General features: G+C 60.2%; 21 protein-coding genes and 2 tRNA genes. 18 read left to right on the forward strand and 5 right to left on the reverse strand.

Features of this window, described 5'->3' with window-relative positions:
- The first annotated feature begins 56 nt into the window (after positions 1-56).
- From ABEH28_RS25920 to ychF, 8 genes are all read left to right on the forward strand, one after another.
- Positions 57-1,784 (forward strand): tetratricopeptide repeat protein, encoded by a 1,728-nt coding sequence (locus ABEH28_RS25920; protein WP_192174950.1) that lies wholly within the window; start codon positions 57-59, stop codon positions 1,782-1,784.
- Positions 1,785-1,788: 4 nt separating this feature from the next.
- Complete coding sequence (gene lolB, locus ABEH28_RS25925; RefSeq protein WP_282369450.1) at positions 1,789-2,406, forward strand: lipoprotein insertase outer membrane protein LolB; 618 nt, start codon at positions 1,789-1,791, stop codon at positions 2,404-2,406.
- Between the two features lie 2 nt (positions 2,407-2,408).
- On the forward strand, positions 2,409-3,260 hold the full coding sequence (ispE, locus tag ABEH28_RS25930) for a 4-(cytidine 5'-diphospho)-2-C-methyl-D-erythritol kinase (RefSeq protein WP_346631460.1): 852 nt from the start codon (positions 2,409-2,411) through the stop codon (positions 3,258-3,260).
- A gap of 36 nt (positions 3,261-3,296) precedes the next feature.
- Positions 3,297-3,371, forward strand: a tRNA-Gln gene (locus ABEH28_RS25935).
- A 47-nt stretch (positions 3,372-3,418) separates the two neighbouring features.
- The gene (locus tag ABEH28_RS25940; protein WP_037018241.1) at positions 3,419-4,360 is read left to right on the forward strand and encodes a ribose-phosphate pyrophosphokinase; all 942 of its coding nucleotides are present in this window, start codon (positions 3,419-3,421) and stop codon (positions 4,358-4,360) included.
- 140 nt (positions 4,361-4,500) lie between these two features.
- Positions 4,501-5,112 carry a 50S ribosomal protein L25/general stress protein Ctc gene (locus tag ABEH28_RS25945; protein ID WP_065991778.1) on the forward strand — a complete coding sequence of 204 codons (612 nt, stop codon included), beginning with the start codon at positions 4,501-4,503 and terminating at the stop codon, positions 5,110-5,112.
- A gap of 75 nt (positions 5,113-5,187) precedes the next feature.
- Complete coding sequence (pth, locus tag ABEH28_RS25950) at positions 5,188-5,772, forward strand: aminoacyl-tRNA hydrolase (RefSeq protein ID WP_108120616.1); 585 nt, start codon at positions 5,188-5,190, stop codon at positions 5,770-5,772.
- Positions 5,773-5,793: 21 nt separating this feature from the next.
- Entirely contained in the window at positions 5,794-6,894 is a 1,101-nt protein-coding gene (ychF, locus tag ABEH28_RS25955; protein WP_282369436.1) for a redox-regulated ATPase YchF, read from the forward strand.
- Positions 6,895-7,017: 123 nt separating this feature from the next.
- Here the strand turns inward: ychF and ABEH28_RS25960 are convergent, their stop codons facing one another.
- Positions 7,018-7,674 (reverse strand): class I SAM-dependent methyltransferase, encoded by a 657-nt coding sequence (locus ABEH28_RS25960; protein ID WP_192174954.1) that lies wholly within the window; start codon positions 7,672-7,674, stop codon positions 7,018-7,020.
- Positions 7,675-7,821: 147 nt separating this feature from the next.
- Positions 7,822-9,879, reverse strand: a complete 2,058-nt coding sequence (locus tag ABEH28_RS25965; protein ID WP_346631461.1) for a methyl-accepting chemotaxis protein — start codon at positions 9,877-9,879, stop codon at positions 7,822-7,824.
- Between the two features lie 431 nt (positions 9,880-10,310).
- Between ABEH28_RS25965 and ABEH28_RS25970 the strand changes: the two genes are divergently transcribed.
- The 3 genes from ABEH28_RS25970 (at position 10,311) to ABEH28_RS25980 (ending at position 13,252) form a co-directional block, all read left to right on the forward strand.
- Positions 10,311-10,387 (forward strand) — tRNA-Met (locus ABEH28_RS25970).
- A gap of 438 nt (positions 10,388-10,825) precedes the next feature.
- Positions 10,826-11,530 carry a hypothetical protein gene (locus ABEH28_RS25975; protein WP_346631462.1) on the forward strand — a complete coding sequence of 235 codons (705 nt, stop codon included), beginning with the start codon at positions 10,826-10,828 and terminating at the stop codon, positions 11,528-11,530.
- 141 nt (positions 11,531-11,671) lie between these two features.
- On the forward strand, positions 11,672-13,252 hold the full coding sequence (locus ABEH28_RS25980) for an aldehyde dehydrogenase (NADP(+)) (RefSeq protein WP_346631463.1): 1,581 nt from the start codon (positions 11,672-11,674) through the stop codon (positions 13,250-13,252).
- A gap of 81 nt (positions 13,253-13,333) precedes the next feature.
- On the opposite strand, the gene ABEH28_RS25985 is transcribed toward ABEH28_RS25980, so the two are convergent.
- Positions 13,334-13,942, reverse strand: coding sequence for a flavin reductase family protein (locus tag ABEH28_RS25985; RefSeq protein WP_346631464.1), 609 nt, complete (start codon positions 13,940-13,942; stop codon positions 13,334-13,336).
- Between the two features lie 182 nt (positions 13,943-14,124).
- Here ABEH28_RS25985 and ABEH28_RS25990 point away from each other — a divergent pair, with 182 nt between their 5' ends.
- The 5 genes from ABEH28_RS25990 (at position 14,125) to ABEH28_RS26010 (ending at position 17,583) form a co-directional block, all read left to right on the forward strand.
- Positions 14,125-14,262, forward strand: coding sequence for a hypothetical protein (locus ABEH28_RS25990; RefSeq protein WP_282369422.1), 138 nt, complete (start codon positions 14,125-14,127; stop codon positions 14,260-14,262).
- A complete protein-coding gene (aztA, locus tag ABEH28_RS25995; RefSeq protein WP_346631465.1) occupies positions 14,259-15,011 on the forward strand; it encodes a zinc ABC transporter ATP-binding protein AztA in 753 nt (250 codons plus the stop codon). The genes ABEH28_RS25990 and aztA overlap by 4 nt, the downstream gene beginning before the upstream one ends.
- Positions 15,008-15,877, forward strand: coding sequence for a metal ABC transporter permease (locus tag ABEH28_RS26000; RefSeq protein ID WP_133771835.1), 870 nt, complete (start codon positions 15,008-15,010; stop codon positions 15,875-15,877). The genes aztA and ABEH28_RS26000 overlap by 4 nt, the downstream gene beginning before the upstream one ends.
- A 27-nt stretch (positions 15,878-15,904) precedes the next feature.
- Complete coding sequence (locus ABEH28_RS26005; RefSeq protein WP_346631466.1) at positions 15,905-16,792, forward strand: metal ABC transporter substrate-binding protein; 888 nt, start codon at positions 15,905-15,907, stop codon at positions 16,790-16,792.
- A gap of 140 nt (positions 16,793-16,932) precedes the next feature.
- Entirely contained in the window at positions 16,933-17,583 is a 651-nt protein-coding gene (locus ABEH28_RS26010; protein ID WP_346631467.1) for an HD domain-containing protein, read from the forward strand.
- Positions 17,584-17,596: 13 nt separating this feature from the next.
- Here ABEH28_RS26010 and ABEH28_RS26015 read toward each other — a convergent pair whose 3' ends face one another.
- Positions 17,597-17,878 (reverse strand): BrnA antitoxin family protein, encoded by a 282-nt coding sequence (locus ABEH28_RS26015; RefSeq protein ID WP_192174963.1) that lies wholly within the window; start codon positions 17,876-17,878, stop codon positions 17,597-17,599.
- Positions 17,879-18,391: 513 nt separating this feature from the next.
- Here ABEH28_RS26015 and ABEH28_RS26020 point away from each other — a divergent pair.
- Positions 18,392-20,014 (forward strand): methyl-accepting chemotaxis protein, encoded by a 1,623-nt coding sequence (locus tag ABEH28_RS26020; RefSeq protein ID WP_346631471.1) that lies wholly within the window; start codon positions 18,392-18,394, stop codon positions 20,012-20,014.
- 120 nt (positions 20,015-20,134) lie between these two features.
- Positions 20,135-21,301 carry a hypothetical protein gene (locus tag ABEH28_RS26025; protein WP_346631468.1) on the forward strand — a complete coding sequence of 389 codons (1,167 nt, stop codon included), beginning with the start codon at positions 20,135-20,137 and terminating at the stop codon, positions 21,299-21,301.
- 122 nt (positions 21,302-21,423) lie between these two features.
- Here the strand turns inward: ABEH28_RS26025 and can are convergent, their stop codons facing one another.
- Complete coding sequence (gene can, locus ABEH28_RS26030; protein ID WP_065991764.1) at positions 21,424-22,065, reverse strand: carbonate dehydratase; 642 nt, start codon at positions 22,063-22,065, stop codon at positions 21,424-21,426.
- Positions 22,066-22,216: the final 151 nt, after the last annotated feature.

The following is a 22,216-nucleotide window of genomic DNA, read 5'->3' on the forward strand; positions in this document are numbered from 1 at the left end:
CTCCCGGCCTTGTGTCATGATGCTTCCAAACCGCAGGTAAGCCGCCCCTCCTCTATATGAATAAATCCTCCGCGTTGTTCCTTGCCCTTGTCGCTCTGAGTGGCTGCCAGTCTACGGCCTCCGTTTCTACGGAGCCTTCTGCTCCCGCGAAAGAAGCGCCGCCCGCACCCGAGGCCAAACCTCAGGTGTACGGCTCGTTTACTCAGGAAACCGTCGTCAGCCTGCTGACCGCCGAGCTTGCCGGCCAGCGCAATCGCTTCGACATCGCGCTGGACAACTACGTGACCCAGGCGATCCAGACCCAGGATCCGGGGATTTCCGAGCGCGCCTTCCGCATCGCCGAATACCTGGGGGCCGATCAGGCCGCCCTCGACACCTCAATGATCTGGGCGAAAAACGACCCGAGCAATCTCGAGGCACAGCGCGCGGCAGCCATCCAGCTGGCGCGGGCCGGGCGCTACGACGATTCCATGCGTTATATGGAGAAGGTCCTTCAGGGCCAGGGCGACACGCATTTTGATTTCCTCGCGTTGTCTGCGTCAGAAACCGATTCCAATACGCGCAAAGGGCTGATCACCAGCTTCGATCGCCTTCTGATGAAGTACCCGAAAAACGGCCAATTGATCTTCGGCAAGGCGCTGTTGCTTCAGCAGGAAGGCGACAGCGCCGCCTCGCTGAAACTGCTCGAAGACAATCCGCCGGGTGAAGGTGAGGTGGCGCCGATCCTGTTGCGTGCCCGACTGCTGCAAAGCATGAACCGCGGCAAGGAAGCGATCCCGCTGCTCGAAAAAAGTATCAAAAAATACCCGGATGACAAGCGCCTGCGCCTGACCTATGCGCGCATGCTAGTGGAACAGAACCGCATGGAAGACGCCAAAGTGCAGTTCTCCAGCCTGGTTCAGCAGTACCCGGATGACGACGAGCTGCGTTATTCGCTTGCCCTCGTCTGCCTGGAAAACAAGGCATGGGATGAAGCGCAGGGTTATCTCGAAGACCTCGTTGCACGCGGCAGTCACGTCGACTCGGCCCACGTAAACCTCGGCCGCATCTACGAAGAGCGCGACGATCCGCAAACCGCGCTCGCCGAATACGCTCAAGTGGGCCCCGGCAACGACTTCCTGCCTGCGCAGCTGCGTCAGGCCGATATCCTGATGAGCAACGGCAACACTGCAGAAGCGTCGAAGCGGCTGGCCCAGGCACGTGCCGATCAACCCGATTACGCCATTCAGCTGTACCTGATCGAAGCCGAGACCCTGGCCAACAACAACCAGAGCGACCGCGGCTGGCAAGTGTTGAGTCAAGCGCTCAAGCAGTACCCGGATGATCTGAATCTGCTCTACACCCGCTCAATGCTGGCCGAGAAACGCAACGATCTGAAACAGATGGAGAGTGACCTGCGGGCCATTCTCAAGCGCGAGCCGGACAACGCCATGGCGCTGAACGCTTTGGGCTATACCCTCTCGGACCGCACCACACGCTACGCCGAGGCCAAGGAATTGATCGAGCGCGCGCACCAGCTCAATCCGGAAGACCCGGCGGTGCTCGACAGCCTCGGCTGGGTCAACTACCGCTTGGGCAATCTGGATGAAGCCGAGCGCCTGCTGCGCCAGGCGCTGGAGCGTTTCCCGGATCACGAAGTTGCTGCGCACCTGGGCGAAGTCCTTTGGGCCAAAGGCGAGCAGCGTGAAGCTCGCAAAGTATGGGGCAAGGCCCTTGAACAACAACCTGACAGCCCGGTTCTGCGCAGCACCATCAAACGCCTGACCGGCGCCGAGACCCTTTGAATTTATGCAATTGCGCCACGTACTCGTATTCAGTCTGATCGCCCTGCTCGCCGGCTGTGCCGGCATGTCCTCCCGCGAAGCCGTGCAAGGCAAGGGGGACGCCAATCAATGGCGTGTGAACAAAGAACAACTCAGCAGCCTCGATGGCTGGCAGATCAACGGCAAGGTCGGCATCCGCGCGCCAAAGGATTCCGGCAGCGGCACGCTGTTCTGGCTGCAACGCCAGGATTACTACGACATTCGCCTGTCCGGCCCGCTGGGGCGCGGTGCTGCCCGCCTGACCGGTCGACCTGGCGCGGTGTCGCTGGAAGTCGCCAATCAGGGCCGCTACGACGCGCCTGACCCGGAAACCCTGCTCAAGGATCAGCTCGGCTGGAAATTGCCGGTGTCGCATCTGGTCTGGTGGGTGCGCGGTTTGCCCGCGCCGGACAGCAAAAGCAACCTGACCCTTGACGGTGACAGTCGCCTGGCCAGTCTTGAGCAGGATGGCTGGCAGATCGAATACCTGAGCTACACCCAGCAAAACGGTTTCTGGCTGCCTGAACGCATGAAGCTGCACGGGCAGGATCTGGACGTCACGCTGGTCATCAAGGACTGGCAACCACGCAAACTGGGGCAATGAGCATGTCGCAACCACGACTGACACTGCCCGCCCCTGCCAAACTGAATCTGATGCTGCACATCACCGGACGCCGCGCCGACGGTTATCACGAACTGCAGACGCTGTTCCAGTTTCTCGATTACGGCGACGAGCTCAGCTTCGCGCTTCGTGACGACGGCGAAGTGCGACTGCAGACGGAAATTGCCGACGTCCTCCACGACAGTAACCTGATTGTCAGAGCGGCTCGCGCCCTCAAGCAACAATCGGGTTGCCCGCTTGGCGTTGATATCTGGCTGAAAAAAGTCCTGCCCATGGGCGGCGGCATCGGCGGCGGAAGTTCCGACGCGGCAACCACACTGCTGGGCCTGAATCATCTCTGGCAGCTTGGCTGGAATGAAGATCGGCTGGCGGCGCTGGGCCTGCAGCTTGGGGCTGACGTGCCGGTTTTCGTGCGCGGACATGCTGCTTTTGCCGAAGGCATCGGCGAGATCCTGACCCCCGTAACCCCCGAAGAACCTTGGTATCTGGTGCTAGTGCCGCAAGTATCTGTAAGTACAGCAGAAATTTTTTCAGATCCACTGTTGACACGTGACACTCCTCCCATTAAAGTGCGCCCCGTTCCCAAGGGAAACAGTCGGAATGACTGCTTACCGGTTGTAACGAGGCGGTATCCAGAAGTTGGTAACGCTTTGAATTTGTTAGGTAAATTTACCGAAGCAAAATTAACCGGAACTGGAAGTTGTGTGTTTGGGGCCTTCCCAAGCAAAGCTGAAGCTGATAAAGTCTCGGCCCTTCTTACAGAGACCCTTACAGGGTTTGTAGCAAAAGGCGCAAACATCTCGATGTTGCACCGGAAGTTACAGGCGCTGCTCTAAAAGGAACCGAGTGCCAGGCACTCGTGCAACAGATACAGGGGCGTCGCCAAGCGGTAAGGCAGCAGGTTTTGATCCTGCCATGCGTTGGTTCGAATCCAGCCGCCCCTGCCATTTTCCTATAGTCATCCAGGCATACCCTAAGCCTCCAGGTACTGCGCGTGTCCAAGATGATGGTCTTTACGGGGAACGCCAACCCCGATCTGGCTCGGCGTGTCGTACGTCAGCTGCATATCCCTCTCGGTGACATCTCTGTTGGAAAGTTTTCCGACGGTGAGATTACCGCTGAGATCAATGAAAACGTTCGCGGTAAAGACGTCTTCATTATCCAGCCGACCTGCGCTCCGACCAACGACAACCTGATGGAACTCGTCGTGATGGCAGATGCCTTCCGTCGCTCCTCGGCCACTCGTATCACTGCTGTAATCCCTTACTTTGGTTATGCCCGCCAGGATCGCCGTCCGCGCTCTGCCCGTGTGGCTATCAGCGCTAAAGTGGTTGCGGACATGCTCACCGTCGTCGGTATCGACCGTGTGCTGACTGTCGACCTGCACGCTGACCAGATTCAAGGCTTCTTCGATATTCCGGTAGATAACATCTACGGCTCCCCGGTTCTGGTGGATGACATCGAAGACCAACGCTTCGAAAACCTGATGATTGTCTCCCCGGATATCGGCGGCGTCGTGCGTGCACGTGCTGTTGCCAAATCCCTGGGCGTCGATCTGGGCATCATCGACAAGCGCCGCGAGAAGGCCAACCACTCCGAAGTGATGCACATCATCGGTGACGTTGAAGGCCGTACCTGTATTCTCGTCGACGACATGGTCGATACCGCGGGCACTCTGTGCCATGCGGCCAAGGCGCTGAAAGAACACGGCGCTGCCAAGGTCTTCGCGTATTGCACACACCCTGTTCTGTCGGGCCGTGCGATCGAGAACATCGAAAATTCCGTGCTGGACGAACTGGTGGTGACGAACACCATCCCGTTGTCCGCTGCTGCACAGGCCTGTGACCGTATCCGCCAACTGGATATCGCACCGGTAGTCGCTGAGGCGATGCGTCGCATCAGCAACGAAGAATCGATCAGCGCGATGTTCCGATAAGGGCCCTGCCCTGCCGAACCATCCGTTGACGAAAAGCGCCCCGCCCCGACACTCAATGCCGGGGCGGGGCTTTTTTGCCCATACCGTGTCAGGCGCTGGTCGCAAACGCCGCTCGGTCATGGCTATTTTGGAGATACAAAATGAACGAATTTACTCTGAACGCCCAAGCGCGTACTGACCTGGGGAAAGGTGCGAGCCGCCGCCTGCGTCGTCTCGCCGCCTCCGTCCCAGCCGTTGTCTACGGTGGTGGCCAGGAAGCAACTTCGATCACCATCGAAGCCAAAGAACTGGCCAAGATGTTTGAAAACGAAGCTGCCTACAGCCACGTTATCGAGCTGAACATTGCTGGCGCCAAGCAGAACGTCATCGTTAAAGCGATGCAGCGTCACCCTGCCAAGCAGTTCATCATGCACGCCGACTTCATCCGCGTCGTGGCTGGCCAGAAACTGACCGCTATCGTTCCAGTGCACTTCATCAACGAAGAAGCACCGGTCAAGAAAGGCGGCGAGATCTCGCACACCACCACCGAGCTGGAAGTGACCTGCCTGCCGAAAGACCTGCCTGAGTTCATCGAAGTTGACCTGGGCGCGCTGGAAATCGGCGACAACGTTCACCTGTCCGACGTTAAAGCACCTAAAGGTGTTGAATTCGTTGCTCTGGCGCACGGCAAGGACCTGGACATCGCAAACGTCCACGCTCCTCGCATCGTCCAGGACGAAGAAGAAGGCACCGCAGAAGGCGAAGCAGAGTAATCATTACTCGCTAGCCGGTTGAACCCGTGATGATGCTCGCCATCATCACACTCGACCCAAGGAAGAGCCCCTGACGTGACCGCCATCCAACTGATCGTCGGCCTGGGAAATCCAGGCCCCGAATACGAACAGACCCGGCATAACGCAGGGGCTCTTTTCGTTGAGCGCATTGCCAGCGCACAGCGTGTCAATCTGACCGCTGACCGCAAATATTTCGGCCTGACGGCTAAGTTCAGTCATCAAGGCCAGGACGTTCGTCTGCTGATTCCCACCACCTACATGAACCGCAGCGGCCAGTCCGTGGCAGCTCTGGCGGGTTTCTTCCGGATTCCTCCGCAAGCCATTCTGGTGGCCCACGACGAACTCGACCTGCCTCCGGGCGTCGCCAAACTCAAACTGGGTGGCGGGCACGGCGGGCATAACGGGCTACGCGACATCATTGCGCAGCTCGGCAACCAGAACGGCTTCCACCGCCTGCGGCTTGGCATCGGCCACCCGGGCGACGCCAGTCTGGTGTCCAATTTCGTACTGGGTCGTGCGCCACGCGCCGAGCAGGAAAAACTGGACGCCAGCATCGACTTTGCCCTCGGCGTGCTGCCGGATGTACTCGCTGGCGACTTCGCCAAGGCGATGCGCGTCCTGCACAGCCAGAAGGCCTGACATCACTCGAGGGGAAACACCATGGGATTCAACTGCGGCATCGTCGGCCTGCCCAACGTCGGCAAGTCCACCCTGTTCAACGCCCTGACCAAATCAGGTATTGCGGCGGAGAACTTTCCCTTCTGCACCATCGAACCGAACACCGGCATCGTGCCCATGCCGGATCCGCGCCTGCAGGCCCTGGCCGACATCGTCAACCCGAAGCGCATCCTGCCGACCACGATGGAATTCGTCGACATCGCCGGGCTGGTAGCCGGTGCCTCCAAAGGTGAAGGCCTGGGCAACAAGTTCCTCGCCAACATCCGCGAGACCGACGCCATTGCTCACGTCGTGCGCTGCTTCGAAGACGAGAACGTGATTCACGTCTCCAACAGCGTCGACCCGAAACGCGACATCGAGATCATTGATCTGGAACTGATTTTCGCTGACCTCGACAGCTGCGAGAAACAACTGCAGAAAGTCACGCGCAACGCCAAGGGCGGCGACAAGGACGCAGTGGTCCAGAAAGGCTTGCTGGAGCAACTCATCGCTCACTTCACACTGGGCAAACCTGCGCGCAGCCTGATGAAGAGCATGAGCGCCGATGAGAAAGCCGTCATCAAGGGCTTTCATCTGCTGACCACCAAACCGGTCATGTACATCGCCAACGTCGCTGAAGACGGTTTCGAGAACAACCCGCACCTGGACGTGGTTCGCGCCATCGCTGAAGAAGAAGGCGCCATGCTGGTGCCGGTCTGCAACAAGATCGAAGCGGAAATCGCCGAACTCGACGACGGCGAAGAAAAGGACATGTTCCTGGAGGCCCTGGGCCTTGAAGAGCCTGGCCTGAACCGCGTGATCCGTGCCGGCTACGAGATGCTGCACCTGCAGACCTACTTCACGGCCGGCGTCGAAGAAGTGCGTGCATGGACCGTCCGCGTCGGCGCTACCGCGCCACAGGCTGCGGGTGTGATCCACACCGATTTCGAAAAAGGCTTCATCCGCGCCGAGTGCATCGCCTACAACGACTTCATCCAGTACAAGGGTGAGGCCGGTGCCAAGGAAGCGGGCAAATGGCGCCTGGAAGGCAAGGATTACATCGTCAAGGACGGTGACGTTCTGCACTTCCGTTTCAACGTCTAACGCGCGCGTGGACCTCCACGACCCCCGTTGAACATCAAAGCCCGCGTATCACTCAGTGATTCGCGGGCTTTTTGCTTTCAGCGCTTTGTATCTGTCAGCAACGCCCGCATGCCTCGGTGCAGCTCAGACAATCGGCTGTGCTGCGCGGAACAGCAGAACGACGCCTTCGAGCCTGAGCGTCACATCGCGAAAATGCATGCGCAAATGCGCTTCGAAACCGGCCTGGGTGTCGTGGCTGTTTCCGAAGATGCCTTTCTTGTTGTAGACCGCCATCAGCTTGCGGCCAAAGCCATTGTGACCCGCCTCGTCCCCCAGAATAGTCGCGCCAAACAACACGCCGTCCGGGTTCAGGTTGTGCTTGAGGTGAGCGAAGATCGCCGCCTTGGCGTCCAGCGGGCCCGGCAGGCAATGCAGCAGGTAAAACAGCGATATCGAATCGAAGCGCTCGTTTCCGGGTATCGGCGTCATCACGTCATGCTGGAGGGTGCGCGTGTCTGGCCGGCCGATCCTGCGCTTGGCGGCGGCGAGGCTGCTCGGGTTGAGGTCCATCAGGGTGATTCGGGTGTTCGGCGGCAGCTTGGCTTTCGCCAGGTAGTAACCCGTGCCGACGCCAATATCCAGATGATGAGCACGTACGTTGGCGCGGAAGAACGGCAACAGCACGTCATCGGTCGGGCAACGCCAGGCATACCGGTTGGAAATGCCCAGCACCCACGCGTCGTACAACGCTAACGTCAGGGGCGAATAAACCGCCGCACCCGCGGCACTGCTGTCGGTCATGGAAAAATCCCTACGGCGATGGGTATCGAAATACGGTGAGAAAGCGACAAATCTTATACGTCGCCTGGCTTTCGTCTTTCAACCCACACCCCATGCGCACCCGTGAAAACGTGCGCGCTGATCGCCCTCGTGCCTTGCTTGCTCGGCTTACCCCAGCTGGAATCTCGCGGTGTTGTCGCTCAAGGCCCGGCTGCCTTTGGTCAACGTGTCTGCAGCCTGATTGACCGCACGCGCGCCGTCCAGCAGACGGCCTGCAGCCTGATCCACCTGTTGGATGTTGCCACTGACCTCGTCCGCTGTTGCGGCCTGCTCTTCAACCGCGGTGGCGATCTGCGCCAGCGTGTCGGTGACGATCTGCACGGCGCTGGCAATCTCTTCCAGCCGCTCGCCCAGCCCGGTCACCGACTGCGCATCACTCACCGCCTGGCCACACGCCGCTTCCATCAGGCTGACGGCTTGGCTGACGGTCGAGCGCAAGCTGTCCACGGTCCCGGCAATTTGCGCGGTCGACGCCTGGGTCCGCTGGGACAAACTGCGCACTTCGTCAGCGACCACGGCGAAGCCACGGCCCTGCTCGCCCGCACGCGCCGCCTCGATGGCGGCATTGAGCGCCAGCAGGTTGGTCTGTTCGGCGATGCCGCGAATGGTGTCGACCACAGACTGGATCTGCTGCCCCTGCTCACTGACCTTGCCCAGCGCGTTGGCGGTATCGGTCAGTTTCTGGTTCAGTTGCTGAATGCTCGCCGTGGTGCGCTGGCTGTCGCGACTGCTGTCCTCAGCGATGCGTCGGGTGGCCTGGGCGCTGCCGGATGCGGCTTCACAGCTGCGGGCGACGCCCATGGACGTCGCGGCGAGCTCAGTAGCCGCCGCTGCAATCTGGCTGATCTGCTGTTGTTGATCTTCGACTTCGTTGAGCGTGCTGCCGGACTGCGCATTAAGGGTCAGCACCGCAGAGCCCAATTGCTGGGTTTCGTGGTTGACGCCTAGCAGACTGGTGCGCAGTTGCACCACGGCAACGTTGAGCGCGGTGCTAATCGCAGCCAGTTCGTCACGCCCTTCAACGGCGACCTCGACGCACAAGTTGCCGTCACGCAGGGACTCGGCCAAGGTCGTGATGCCTTTGGCGCTGCGCTGAATCGACGCCTGGAGGCACATGAAGAGGTACAGCGCCGCGAGCGCGAGAATGCTGAATATCGCGGCCACCGGCACAAACTGCTGAGTAGCCTGTTCATGGTAATAATCGAGCCGGCCGGTGAGTGAAGACAGTGACTGCTTGCGCAGGGCCGCCAGTCCGTCGCTGACGTTATCGACGCTGCGTTCGAAACCGGCCGGGTCGAGCTTGATGCTGCCGCCGAACACACCGTCGTCGAGCACTTTCAGTTCGGTATCGAGGCGCTGAAGACTGTCTTCATACTGACGCGTCCAGACCTCCATACCCGGGTAAGCCTTTGCTTTTAGCGAGCCTACTGCTTTGACCAACTGATCGCGGGCGTCGCCGATGCGACTGCGCAGGTCGCGCATCTGAAGACGGCTTTGCAACGAGAACTGTCCGGACGCGATCGACGACTGGCCGATACTCGCCATGCGCCCTACCCGCTCGACAAGGTCCGGCGCCTGCTGCGTCGCGATCTGCATCAGCAAGTAGGTTTCAAGCCAGGGGTCTAGGATCAAGCCGCTGTCCATGGCGATCTGTTCGCGCAGGCTCTGCAGCGCTGTAAGAGCGGATGTGAAGCGGTCGTAGCCGTCCGGCCACCAGCCGACCGCCCGCAAGGATTCCGAATCCATGCCTTTGACCGAGGCCTGCAGCGCTTGATACCGGGTCATGATGTCCGCGCTGGCGTTCTGTGCCTTGAGTTCATCACCCAGGGAAGCCAGGGACCGGTTCAGGTCAGGGTTCGCAGCATCCAGCGCGCTCATGGCTGCCTTCGCGGCCGGCGTTGGATCATGAAGAATGTCGGCCGCCTTCCAGCGCGCAGCGCGATTGCGCTGGGCCGTCAGTTGCACATCCAGCGCATCGAGGGCCATGAGCTGACGCACGCCGGCTTGTTCCTGGGAAATCACCGCCAGCTTGCTGCGGTAATCCTGGCCGATCATCCACAGGCTGCCGGCAAGCGGCAAAATAAACAGAAAGAAGAGCACCTGAAACTTGCGTGCGAACCCGAGACGTCCGAGCAGGCGGATGCCTGGCGACAAAAGACTCTGCATAGCCGACTACTCCTCACCGACAAACGCTGCATGACAAATGATCGTCGCTGCGCTGCCTTACATTCTTACCGGCAAAATGCCATGTCTGTGTTTTGAAAACGATAACCGCCCATCTTTTGAACAAGGGAAGCGTTTGGGCCTATCGAAGTCTGCTGCCGCTTCCATCTATAACGGCAGCGTTGCGGCAGGCATAAGCAAGAACCGGACCGATAGCACGAAGCCATCAAACCGGGCACAAGCCCGAGGACGGTGCAGGATAGGTGCGCGAAAGTGGGGCAAAAGCACTCAGCGCCGAGTTAGAAACTGTCACCGACGTGCAGGGATGAGGAATGGCTGAAGGGCCGCGAGGCTAACCGATTGATCGTGTGGATAAATTTTTTCAAAGAGACGCTTGACACATCTCCGATCTGAGCGAATAATGCGCGCCACTTGGCTACATAGCTCAGTTGGTTAGAGCATAGCATTCATAATGCTGGGGTCCGGGGTTCAAGTCCCTGTGTAGCCACCAAGTACCTCAACAAAGCCCGCCTTGTGCGGGCTTTGTTGTTTCTGGCTTTCCGTGGCTAAAGTGGGATCCCAATACGCCGATAGCCCTGTACTGCATCTCGCAGGGCACGGAGGCAATATGAAGAAGATCGCTATCGCTGGACTGGTCGCTCTGCTTTCCATCGTTTCACTCTCCGCGTCGGCGTGTCCGAAAGGCACCCATCCGACAGGCGGGACGGGCTCTCACCACAAAGGCGGGACCTGCGTATAAGACCAGCCCGGCAATTGCCGGGCTTTTTGATGCTGTGGTCTAGTCTGAGGCGTCCAACGCCAATCTTCCTGTGGTCCGGGTGCAAGCGGCAATCCGTGACAACCGCGCCCTCGTCCAATAGATTACGCCCCTCGAAACGCCCCGAGCTTTTCGCGCCTCAACCCCAGTTAACGAAGCAGTGGATGTTCAATGTCTGATTCCCATACCGATCCGGCGGCAAACGCCGTGTCGTCGAAGCAAGCCTACGAAGAAGCCATCAACCTTTCACAACACGTGCCACAGGCCAAAACCATCAGCGAGATGGTGCTCGACGCTTTCCAGAGTGCCAAGGAAAGCGACCAGATTCGCGATCTGCGCCTGGCCATACGCGCCGCCCATGACCGATTCGATGATGACCAGGCCTACGAACTGATGGGTCAGCTTAAACAGCTCAAGGACGCCGAAGCCGCTGACATGGCCGCGCTCGAAGACCTGAGCGCGAAGTTTCCGATCAGCCGGATTCTCTCCAGCTATAAAGACGATCCGAGTTTTCAGGAGCTCGTCTACAGCCTGGCGTTGAAGGTACTGAACCAGACCCATCAAGCGGTCAGCAACCCGAGTGGCGGCAAGGGCAAAGCGACGCGGCCGAAGAAGGAAGCCGAGGTTTTCGTCATCAGCAAGGACGGCGCCAGCGTCACCCTGCCCCTGCGCACGCCGCGCTCCAAAGCCAACGCTGACCGCGAAGCCTATGAATTCCTCGGGTTCTCGTTCATCGGTGAAGGCGATGAAGCCGAACTGCAGAGCGAAGTGTTCGTGGACAAGGACGGCAACCAGCAGCCCGCCACGCGCAAAAACATCGTCAGCGCGATCCAGCAGCAGACGGCGTTTGAAGGGTTCAGCGCCGTTCAGCAATAAGCGGCAGCAATACGCTCGGCCCTAAGCCGGGCGACAAGCTCAACACCAGGACCGGTGGCGATCGTAGCGCCATGATGTAACCTCAGAGGCTGGCCACAGCGGTACCCACTGACGGTCGCCGCCCTCGAGAGGTGTTGAGCAATGCAGATTCTTGGTGAAACGATCATCGGGCAACGTGCTGTGCGGGGCCAGGCCGGAGAGGTGTTCGCCCTCGCCGCCACCACGGGTGAACCCCTGACACCTTCATTTGGCGCCAGCACGCTGGAAGACGTCAATGCCGCGTGCGAACTGGCCGAAGCTTCGTTCGACAGTTATCGACAACTGAGTGACGACCAACGCGCCACCTTTCTTGAGGCCATCGCCCAAGGTCTTCTCGATCTGGGCGATGTGCTCACCGAACGCGTGCATGTCGAAAGCGGCCTGCCCAAGCCGCGCCTTGAAGGCGAGCGGATGCGTACGGTCAATCAGCTCAAACTGTTTGCCAGCCTGCTGCGCGATGGGCGTTGGCACGGTGCCGTGGTCGACACCGCGCTGCCGCAGCGCCAGCCCCTGCCGCGCGCCGACTTACGTCTGCGGCGCATCGGCCTTGGTCCGGTGGCAGTGTTCGGTGCGAGCAACTTCCCCCTCGCCTTCTCGGTTGCGGGCGGCGATACCGCCTCAGCGTTGGCGGCCGGTTGCCCGGTCATCGTCAAGGCGCACCCGGCTCACTTGGGGACCAGCGAACTGGTGGGGCGCGTGATCCAGAAAGCCGCGCGCGACACCGGCATGCCTGAAGGCGTGTTCTCGTTATTGATCGACAAAGACATTGCTGTCGGCCAGGCGCTGGTCAGCCACCCGTTGATTCAAGCCGTGGGCTTTACTGGCTCCCGCCGTGGCGGTCTGGCGCTGGTGGCAGCGGCTCAAGCGCGTGCGGTGCCGATCCCGGTGTACGCCGAGATGAGCAGCATCAACCCGGTGTTCCTGCTGCCGGCCGCTTTGCTGGCCCGCGCCGAAACCATCGCCAAAGGTTTTGTCGAATCGCTGGTCATGGGCGCGGGGCAGTTCTGCACCAACCCCGGCATTCTGCTGGCACTGGAAAGCGACGCGCTGGAAACGTTCGTGTCGGCTTCGGCCAAGGCGCTGTCCGAGAAACTGCCGACCACCATGCTGACGCCGAACATCCACGGCGCTTACTGCAACGGGCTGAATAATCTGCACAGCGCATCCGGCGTGACGCTGGTGACGGAGGGTCAGGAGGCCGAAGGTTCATTCCAGGCCCGCCCCGCCTTCTTCCGTACCGACTCGGCCACCTTCCTCGCCAACCCTGCGCTGGAAGACGAGAACTTCGGGCCAAGCGCGTTGTTGATCGTCTGCACCGACGTCGCCGATCTGCAGAAAGTCGCCGCCAGCTTCGACGGGCAACTGACCGTAACCCTGCAATTTGACGATGGCGATGAGGCAACTGCTCAGGCGCTGCTGCCGATTCTGGAGCGCAAGGCGGGACGGATTCTGTTCAACGACTTCCCCACCGGCGTCGAAGTGAGCTATTCGATGGTCCATGGCGGACCGTTCCCGGCCACTTCCGACAGCCGCAGCACCTCGGTGGGCGCGACCGCTATTGATCGCTTCCTGCGGCCCGTCTGTTATCAGAACGTCCCGGACTCGCTGCTGCCCCCTGCGTTGAAAGCCAGCAATCCGTTGAAGACCTGGCGTCTTGTGAACGGCGAACTGTCGAAGGACTGAGGTGCATCCACGTCCGGCCACTTAAAGCTGCTTCACCGCGCCCCTTCCACCAAGGGGCGCGCCTTCCAAGCCGGACGTGGGTCAGTCAGCGGACCGCTCCAGCACCTTCCCATCCACGCCATCGCCGATTACCAGAAAATGCCCGCCTGCCACATGGTGAATGGTGCGCAGCGCGTCATGCCCCTCGAAATGCCAGTGCCCTTCGGAGAACACGCGCTCATCCGCCCATGCTGCGACCACTTCGCCAATGAACAGATCATGCGCGCTCTGATTGTGCGGCTCGGGAATCAATCGGCATTCCAGCCAGCCCGCGCAGCCTTCCAGCAACGGCGCTTCAACGTGGGAGCCTGCGAAGGTCTCCAGACCATAAGCCTTGAATTTATCCAGGCCCTGCTCCTGGGAGATCTCCAGCCCTGAGGTCGAGCCGACCGTTTCGACGATATCGATCTGGCTGAGGGTCGGCACGTTGATCACGAACGTGCCCGAGTCTTCGAGCAACTGCCGCGTCCACACCGACTTATCCAGGACGACCGTGACTTTCGGCGGCTGGAAGTCCAGCGGCATCGCCCACGCTGCCGCCATGATGTTGCGCTGACCCTCGTGAGCGGCGCTGATCAGTACAGTCGGGCCGTGGTTGAGCAGGCGATAGCATTTGGCGAGGGGTACCGGACGCCGGTGGGAAGCGCTCATGGGGATCATCCTGACAAAGAGAAAAGTGATCGAAAACTACAGGGTTTATCGCGCCGGGGAAACGCCACCCTTACCAGCGTGGTGGAAACTGTCGCCTGCCTGAACTTCGCCCAAATCGCGCTTTGCAGATCAACCCAAAGGTGATGTAATACTATAACAAAGTATTTCAGGCAGTCCTTTTTGTGAAACGCGATTCCCGGCTTCCTTCCTCCCTTGCAACGTCCGCGCTGGCTCAATCGGCCGGCAAACGCGTGTTGATTTCCTTCGCCATGCTGGTCTTGCTGTGGATCGGCGTTGCCTGGGCGGTGGCGATCCCATGAGTGCCGCCATTGACCTCCATGACCTGACACTGACCTACGAACGCCGGCCAGCGGTGCATCACGCCAACGGCCGATTCGCGGCGGGCAGCCTGACGGCGATCGTCGGCCCCAACGGCGCCGGTAAATCCACGCTGATCAAAGCCATCGCCGGCACGCTCAAACCCGCGGTCGGGCGCGTCGAGCGCAATCAGTTGGCAACGCGGCATATTGGTTATCTGCCCCAAGCCGCCGAGATCGACCGCAGCTTTCCGCTCAGCGTGGCCGACACCGTGATGATGGGCGCATGGCGCAGCATCGGGGCGTTCCGGGGCGCCACGCGACATCATGCTCAACAGGCTCAGGAGGCGCTGGGAGCCGTAGGTCTCGCAGGATTCGATCAACGCAGCATCAGCTCGTTGTCGTCCGGTCAGTTTCAGCGCGTGCTGTTCGCCCGGCTGTTATTGCAGGACGCTTCGGTGATTCTGCTCGACGAGCCGTTCACGGCGATCGATGCACGCACTACGCGGGACTTGTTGCAGTTGATCCGCACCTGGCACGGCCAGGGCCGAACCGTCATTGCTGTGCTGCATGACATCGAGCAAGTGCGCCAGCATTTTCCGAGCACGCTGTTGCTGGCGCGAGAAATCATTGCCTGGGGCGACACCGCCGACATCCTCAACGACGACAACCTGCGCCGCGCCAAGAACATGGCCGAGCACTGGAACCCTGACGCACAACCGTGCGACGCCGATGCGGAGCAAACGCTGTGACGCTCTATAGCCTCTTGATCCAGCCCTTCGTTGATTTCGGTTTCATGCGCCGCGCCCTGGTGGCATGCCTGGCGCTGGGCATCGGCTCCGGTCCTGTGGGCGTGCTGCTGATGCTGCGGCGCATGAGTCTGGTGGGCGACGCCATGAGTCACGCGGTGTTGCCGGGTGCCGCCGTGGGCTTCCTCTTCGCCGGGTTGTCACTGCCAGCCATGGGCTTCGGCGGTTTGATCGCAGGTCTCGCCGTGGCGTTGCTCTCAGGGTTGGTGAGTCGCTATACAACGCTGCGCGAAGACGCCAGTTTCGCCAGTTTTTACCTGACGTCCCTTGCTGCCGGCGTGCTGATCGTTTCTCTGCACGGCTCCAACGTGGATCTGCTTCACGTGCTGTTCGGTACCATTCTGGCCATCGACGATCAGGCGATTTTCATGGTCGGCGGCATCGCTTCATTCACCTTGATTCTGCTCGCGCTGATCTACCGCCCGTTGATCCTCGAATGCTTCGATCCGGGCTTCCTGCGCGCGGTGGGCGGGCGCGGGTCGCTGTATCACGTGCTGTTTCTGCTGCTGGTGGTGCTTAACCTGGTAGCGGGCTTTCAGGCGTTGGGCACGTTGATGGCCGTTGGCATGATGATGCTGCCCGCCACGGTCGCGCGGTTCTGGGCGCGCTCGTTGACCGGCATGATCGTGATTTCGACTGCAGTGGCCACGCTCTCGGGCTTCATCGGCCTGATCGTCTCCTACCACGCCAGCGTCGCCTCGGGCCCGGCCATCGTGCTCACCGCCAGCGCCTTCTACGGGTTCTCACTGTTCTTTGGACGCAGCGGCTTTGTGCGCCGACTGTTCCCGAGGGTTCATCTGTCCGGCTGATCGTCCTCCCACCGCAAGGAAACCACCATGAAACGTTTCACGCTTCTGACCGCCGCGCTGGCGTTGTCGGGCCTGGCCAACTTCGCCCAGGCAAAAACCCTGGAGACCGTCGCATCCTTCACTGTCATCGCCGACATGGTGCAAAACGTCGGCGGCGATCACGTGCACGTGACCTCGCTCATCGGGCCTAACGGCGACCCTCACGTCTACGAGCCCACTCCCAATGACGCCCAGGCACTGAAAAAAGCCGACGTGGTGTTCGTCAGCGGCTTGCATCTGGAGGGCTGGCTGGATCGGCTGATCACTGCCTCCGGCTACAAAGGCCAGCCGATCATGCTGTCTGACGGGATCATGACCCGCAGCATGGAAGAAGACGGCAAGAAGATTACCGACCCCCATGCCTGGAACAGCGCGGTAAACGGCGTCGTTTACGTCAGAAACATCATCAAGGCCTTGCAGAAAGCCGACCCGGACAATGCCGCCGATTACAAAGTCAACGGTGAGAAATACATCGTCCAGCTGCAGGATATGGATGCCTACGCCCGCGCGCAGATCAGCGCCGTCCCGGTCGCACAGCGCAAGGTGCTGACGTCCCACGACGCCTTCGGCTATTTCGGCGATGCCTATGGCGTGACCTTTCTCTCGCCACTGGGCTTTTCCACTGAAACCGAGGCCTCGGCAGCTGACGTCGGCAAGCTGATCCAACAGATCAAGCAGGAGCACGTCAGCGCCTACTTCTTCGAAAACTCTGGCGACCCGCGCCTGGTGCAGCAGATCGCAAAAGCCAGCGGCGCGCACCCGGGCGGCGAGCTGTATGTGGAATCGCTGTCACCTGCAAACGGCCCGGCGGCGACCTACGTGGCGATGTTTCGTTACAACGTGGACAAGCTGACGGCGGCAATGAAAGGCCAGTGATGTAGCGTCGTGGCGGCTCACTGATCTCTGCTGCGCAACGTGCGTGGCAGAGATCCGCGACCGCCATTGCGAACCGGCTGCGCAGGCGCGGGTCAATCTGTATGCTGGCGCACCGTCCGCCGACATCGACAGGATGATCCATGACCGCCCTCTCCTTCGCACCTTTTCAGTCCCTCGCCGACCTGCTGATTCCCCACACCGTGGCGGAAAGGCTCGACGGCTCCCACGACGTATCCCACCTGCACCGGGTCTGGACCAACGTCTGCGCCATTCGCGACACCGAAGGCGGCGATCATCAAATCCTGCTTGCCGCCACCCTGCTCCACGACTGCGTCTCCGTGGAAAAGAACTCGCCGTTTCGCTCAAGTGCCTCGCGTCTGGCAGCGGCAAAAGCGACGGAGCTGCTCGCAGAGATGGGCTGGGAAGAAGAGCGCACCCAGGCCGTTGCCCACGCTATCGAATCCCACAGCTATTCGGCCGACATCACGCCCACCTCGCTGGAAGCGAAGATCCTGCAGGACGCCGACCGTCTCGACGCCCTCGGCATGGTCGGCGTGGCACGGCTGTTCTACGTGTCCGGGCGCATGGGCAGCCACCTCTACGACCCCGCCGACCCCCAGGCGCAACAGCGCGACCTAAACGACAAACGCTTTGCCGTCGATCACTTCACAACCAAGATCTTCACTTTGGCGCAAGGCTTTCAAACGGCCACGGGGCGTCACATGGCGCAGGTCAGGCATGCACGCGCGGAGCGGTTCTTGATGGAGTTTATGGAGGAGATTGGTGCTTAGGGGGCCTGGAAGGTCATAGCGCTATTTCGGACGGCTCATGGGTTTTTAGCCAGTCTACCAGCGCGGCATTCATTCGCGTCTGCCAGCCCGGTCCTGACGCCCGGAATTGCTCCACCACGTCATGCTCCAAGCGAATGGTAATCCGCTCTCGCACAACCACAGCACGTGGTCGGCCACGCTTGACCAACTGATCACCCACGTGTTCATCAGCCTGATCGAAGTATGCATCGGACAATTCGGGTGCATCGTCGGGATCAACCCAGTCGATGCCGGTAGAGGTTTTGTTCGCGCTCATTGGCTTTTCTCATGGAAATGATCGGCGAGCCGCGCCGCGCGGTGTCCAGACCAGGACCACCATACGTTCTCACAACACACCAACCGTGATGTAGCGGGCCTACCCGTGATCCTGCCGGCAATCTTCGCTGGTCAAATGTCTACCGGCGAATACCAAGCCGGCATCCCCAAAGTCGAGGCCACGCTTAAGAAGGGTGATGTGGCGTTTTGCGATGTCGAAGATTATCTGCATTGAATTATTGTATGTACGGAAAATAACTCAACAAGGCCGCCGAGACTCGCAGAGACCTATCCCACAAACAGCGTTGACATTGCCCACCCGACTACCCCCTCACATCATTTTCAATCGCATCATCTGGCCGTACCGCAACAATTCCGAAACATCTCCAGCAATGTCATAAAGACATCACGGAACACCTCTATAACCATCTCTCCGGTGTTTTCGTCGATGGGATGGGTGGCAGTGAAAAGGTTATTGCGTCGTGTGGTCCGTCCTTCCTCCAAACCTGCATTCCTGCGTCGCTTCAGGATTACCCAGCGGTTGGTGCTGTGCTTCGGCGTGACCGCGCTGTTGCTGGTGGCGCTCGGTGTGTTCTGCCTGTTGCAGATGCAGAGCATCCGCGATCAGGGCGAAGCGGTTGAGAGCGGGTCGCTGCCCAGTATCGCCATGGCCGACGCGATCGCCATCGACCTGATCAAGTTGCGCGGCGAGAGCGCCAGGCTGATTGCCAATGCCGACGACCCCGGCGCAGTGGTGACCAGCAAAATCAACGTCGAGCAGCTTAAGAACGAGGTTGAGAAAGGCTTCGTCGATTATCTCGCCCATGCCACCGACAGCACCGAGCGGGATTCCATCAAGGCCCTGCAAGATGCCTATAACGCTTTCATGCCAGGGCTGCACGACGAAATCACGCTGATCGAACAACGCAAACTCGACGACGCGCGCATGCTGCTCAACACCACGCTGAGCCTTCAGGGTGACCTGATGGACATGCAGGTGCAGTTGCTGCGCGAGTTGAACAAGCAAAGTGCGGCGGGCACCGTCGACGCGGCCGGCGCGCGGTTCCAGCAGACCCGAATCATTGCCGTCAGCGCCATCGTGGTGGCATTGGTGCTGACGTTGCTGCTGGCGTGGCGATTAAGCCTGAGCATCATTCGTCCCCTGCGTCAGTCGCTGCATATCGCCAGCACCATTGCTCAAGGCGATCTGAGCCCGCAGCCGATTCCGGAAGGCAAGGACGAAACGGCTCAACTGCTGAAGACCTTGGGCCTGATGCGCGCCAATCTGCATGGCACGATCGATCAGATTTACGCTGCAGCGGGCCAGTTGAGCCAGTCGGTCCACGAAATGGGCGCGATTGCAGAGGCCAGCGCGAAGAACCTGCAATTGCAGAACGATGAGATCGAGCAGGCGGCAGTTGCCGTGAATCAGATGAGTCAGGCTGCCGGAGAAGTTGCCGACAACGCCAGCAGCACGTCCAGCGAGTCGAAGGCGTCCAACGAAGCGGCCGCCGAGGGTCGTCTGCGCCTGACCGGCACCATTGATTCGATCAAGGAGCTGACCGACAACGTCCTGGATTCTTCTCACCAGGCCGACGGTTTGGCCGAGCGCACGCTGAGCATCAGCAAGATTCTCGAAGTCATCCGCGCGATTGCCAACCAGACCAACCTGCTTGCACTGAATGCCGCCATCGAGGCCGCACGGGCAGGCGAAGCAGGCCGCGGGTTCGCCGTGGTCGCCGATGAAGTGCGCTCTCTCGCCCAACGCACCAGCGCGTCGACCACCGAGATCGAAACCCTGATCAATGATGTACAGAAAAGCACTCAGGAGACCGCGCAAACCCTGCGCGTCACCGCAGCCCAGGCCAATCTTACCCTGGAGCAGGCCGCTGCAACCGGTCACGCACTGACCGTCATCATCAGCGCAACGTCGACCATTAGCGACCGGAACACGCTGATCGCCAGCGCCGCCGAACAACAGGCGCAAGTGGCTAACGAAGTTGACCGCAACCTGAGCAGCATTCGCGATCTGTCGTCGCAATCGGCGTCGGGCGCTCAGCAAACCACGGTGGCGAGCAATGCGCTTTCGATGCTGGCCACCGACCTGAACACGATGGTTCAGCGGTTCGTGCTTTAACGAGCGCGCCATTAAAAATGGCCCCGCAGCCATCGTTGCCCATTCCCAGTCATGTCCAAGTGTTTCATCATCGAAACACCACCCACGCAGAGGGGTGTCTACGCCAACAAGGACATGAGCATGAAAAAAACAGCCGCATTGAGCATCGCCCTTACCGCGCTGACGCTGAGCCTCACCGCTCAGGCCGACGTCAACGTCAAACTGGGGAGCAAGGAACGCGTCACACACTTGTTCGCCTACCCGAACAACTGCAATGTCATCTGCTTCCGAAACTGGACGCTGGAACAGACCGTCGAGCACTACCTCACGCAAAGCGTCCAGCGTGACGGTTACGCCGCGGCCAAGGTTGCGGTGCACAACGACAACGACGTGATCTACGCCGACATCACCGGCGTGCCGGACGGCTACGACAAACCGCTTTCAGCGCTGCTCGACGCAGGCGATCTGGCCTACGCTGGCGCAAGCAAACTCAACGCCGATAACAAGTTCGCCTACAACTGGTATCTGTTTTTGCCGCTGGGCATGGCGCTGGAAAATCGCAAGAGCGTCGAGCTGCTGCATTTCCCGCCGGACTACTCGCTGACTCAGGCTCAGGACTATCTGTTCTCGGCCACTACCGACCGCTGGTCCGAGCTGCTCACGGATAACGGCATTCCCAAGGAGCAGACGCCTGCTTATCAGACCATCATCGACATCGCGCCCATTGCTGCGCCCTCCAACGCCGGCAAGGACCTCGAGAACGTCTACAGCTACTTCACCGATTACCAGACCAACATGGTCAAGCAGCTGACCCAAAGCGCGGCGGGCACATCGCTGCCGATGGTCGCGTTCGGTGCGCCGGTGCGCGCGTGGCTCAAGCAGCAATACAACGTCACCGTCCCGGTGTTGGGTCTGGCGAGCATCAGCCCGGCCGGCGGGCAAAGCGTCCCCGTGCTGGGTTCGAATCACCCAAGCTATATCTGGAATGCGGCGGACAAAAGCAATTACGGCGGGGACGAAACCAAGGCGGATGAAGCCGGCTTGAAGGTCATGGGCCAGGACCTGAGCGCGGCGTGCTGGCAAGCCGGCATGGGCCAGAAACCGACAAGCGACCCGGCGGCGCTGTTGAAGCAGTGCACCACCAACTGGCAGGTGACCAACAAGGTTGAGACCTGCAAGCTGTTCTTCAGCACAGTGCGCAAGTTGACGCCGGATCAGGCAGCAGCGAAGTGCCGGACGGGTGAAGTGTCGCGGCAGATCAAGCAGCTGCAGAAGCCGCTGCCGGAAATGAAGAACGCTCAGCTCTAACACAACGATCCTGCAGGAATGAGCTTGCTCGCGATGTCTTCAATTCACATCGATGTGACTGGATTAACGCAACCGCGAGCAGGCTCACTCCTACCATTTTGATGGACGCTTGCCCTACCCGATCACTCCCCCTGCGGACGCAAGCGATACTGTGGCGGCAATTGCTCCGGCCCGCTGATGGTCGCGTTCAGACTCTTCCAGCGCCCGTCCTTGATGCCATAGATGCAACCATGGACAGACAACTTCTGCCCGCGATGCCAGGCGTTCTGCACAATGCTGGTGTGGCCAACGTTAGCGACCTGCTGAATCACGTTCAGCTCGCACAGCCGGTCGACCTGTTCTTCCTCAGTCGGCAGCTTGGCCAGCAGCTCACGGTTTTCGTAGTACAGATCGCGAATGGTGCGCAGCCAGCCGTCGATCAGGCCGAACTGGCGATCCTGCATCGAAGCACGCACGCCCCCACACCCGTAGTGACCGGTGACGAGAATGTGTTTGACCTTCAGCACGTCGACTGCGTACTGAATCACCGACAGGCAATTGAGGTCTGTGTGCAGCACGACGTTGGCCACGTTGCGGTGCACGAACAGATCGCCTGGCAGCATGCCGACGATTTCATTGGCGGGGACACGGGCGTCCGAACAACCGATCCATAGGAATTCCGGCGTCTGCTGGCGGGCCAGCTTGGCAAAGAATTCGGGGTCTTCTTCCTTGATGGCGGCAGCCCAACGTTCGTTGTTGTCGATCAAGTCTTGTAGTTCGTTCATGCGTTGATGCCTCGGAAATGATGCTCAGCTATGACTGGGGCTCGGCGCTTCGGGTCACGCGGGAAGATCGACCGATCAGCGACGACCGATCAGGAACCGGATGGAATCTTCGCCATGTCGTCCGGTCCACCCATTAGGACCGACATTATTG

This window comes from Pseudomonas sp. Ps21-P2 (assembly GCF_039672565.1).
GTDB lineage: Bacteria > Pseudomonadota > Gammaproteobacteria > Pseudomonadales > Pseudomonadaceae > Aquipseudomonas.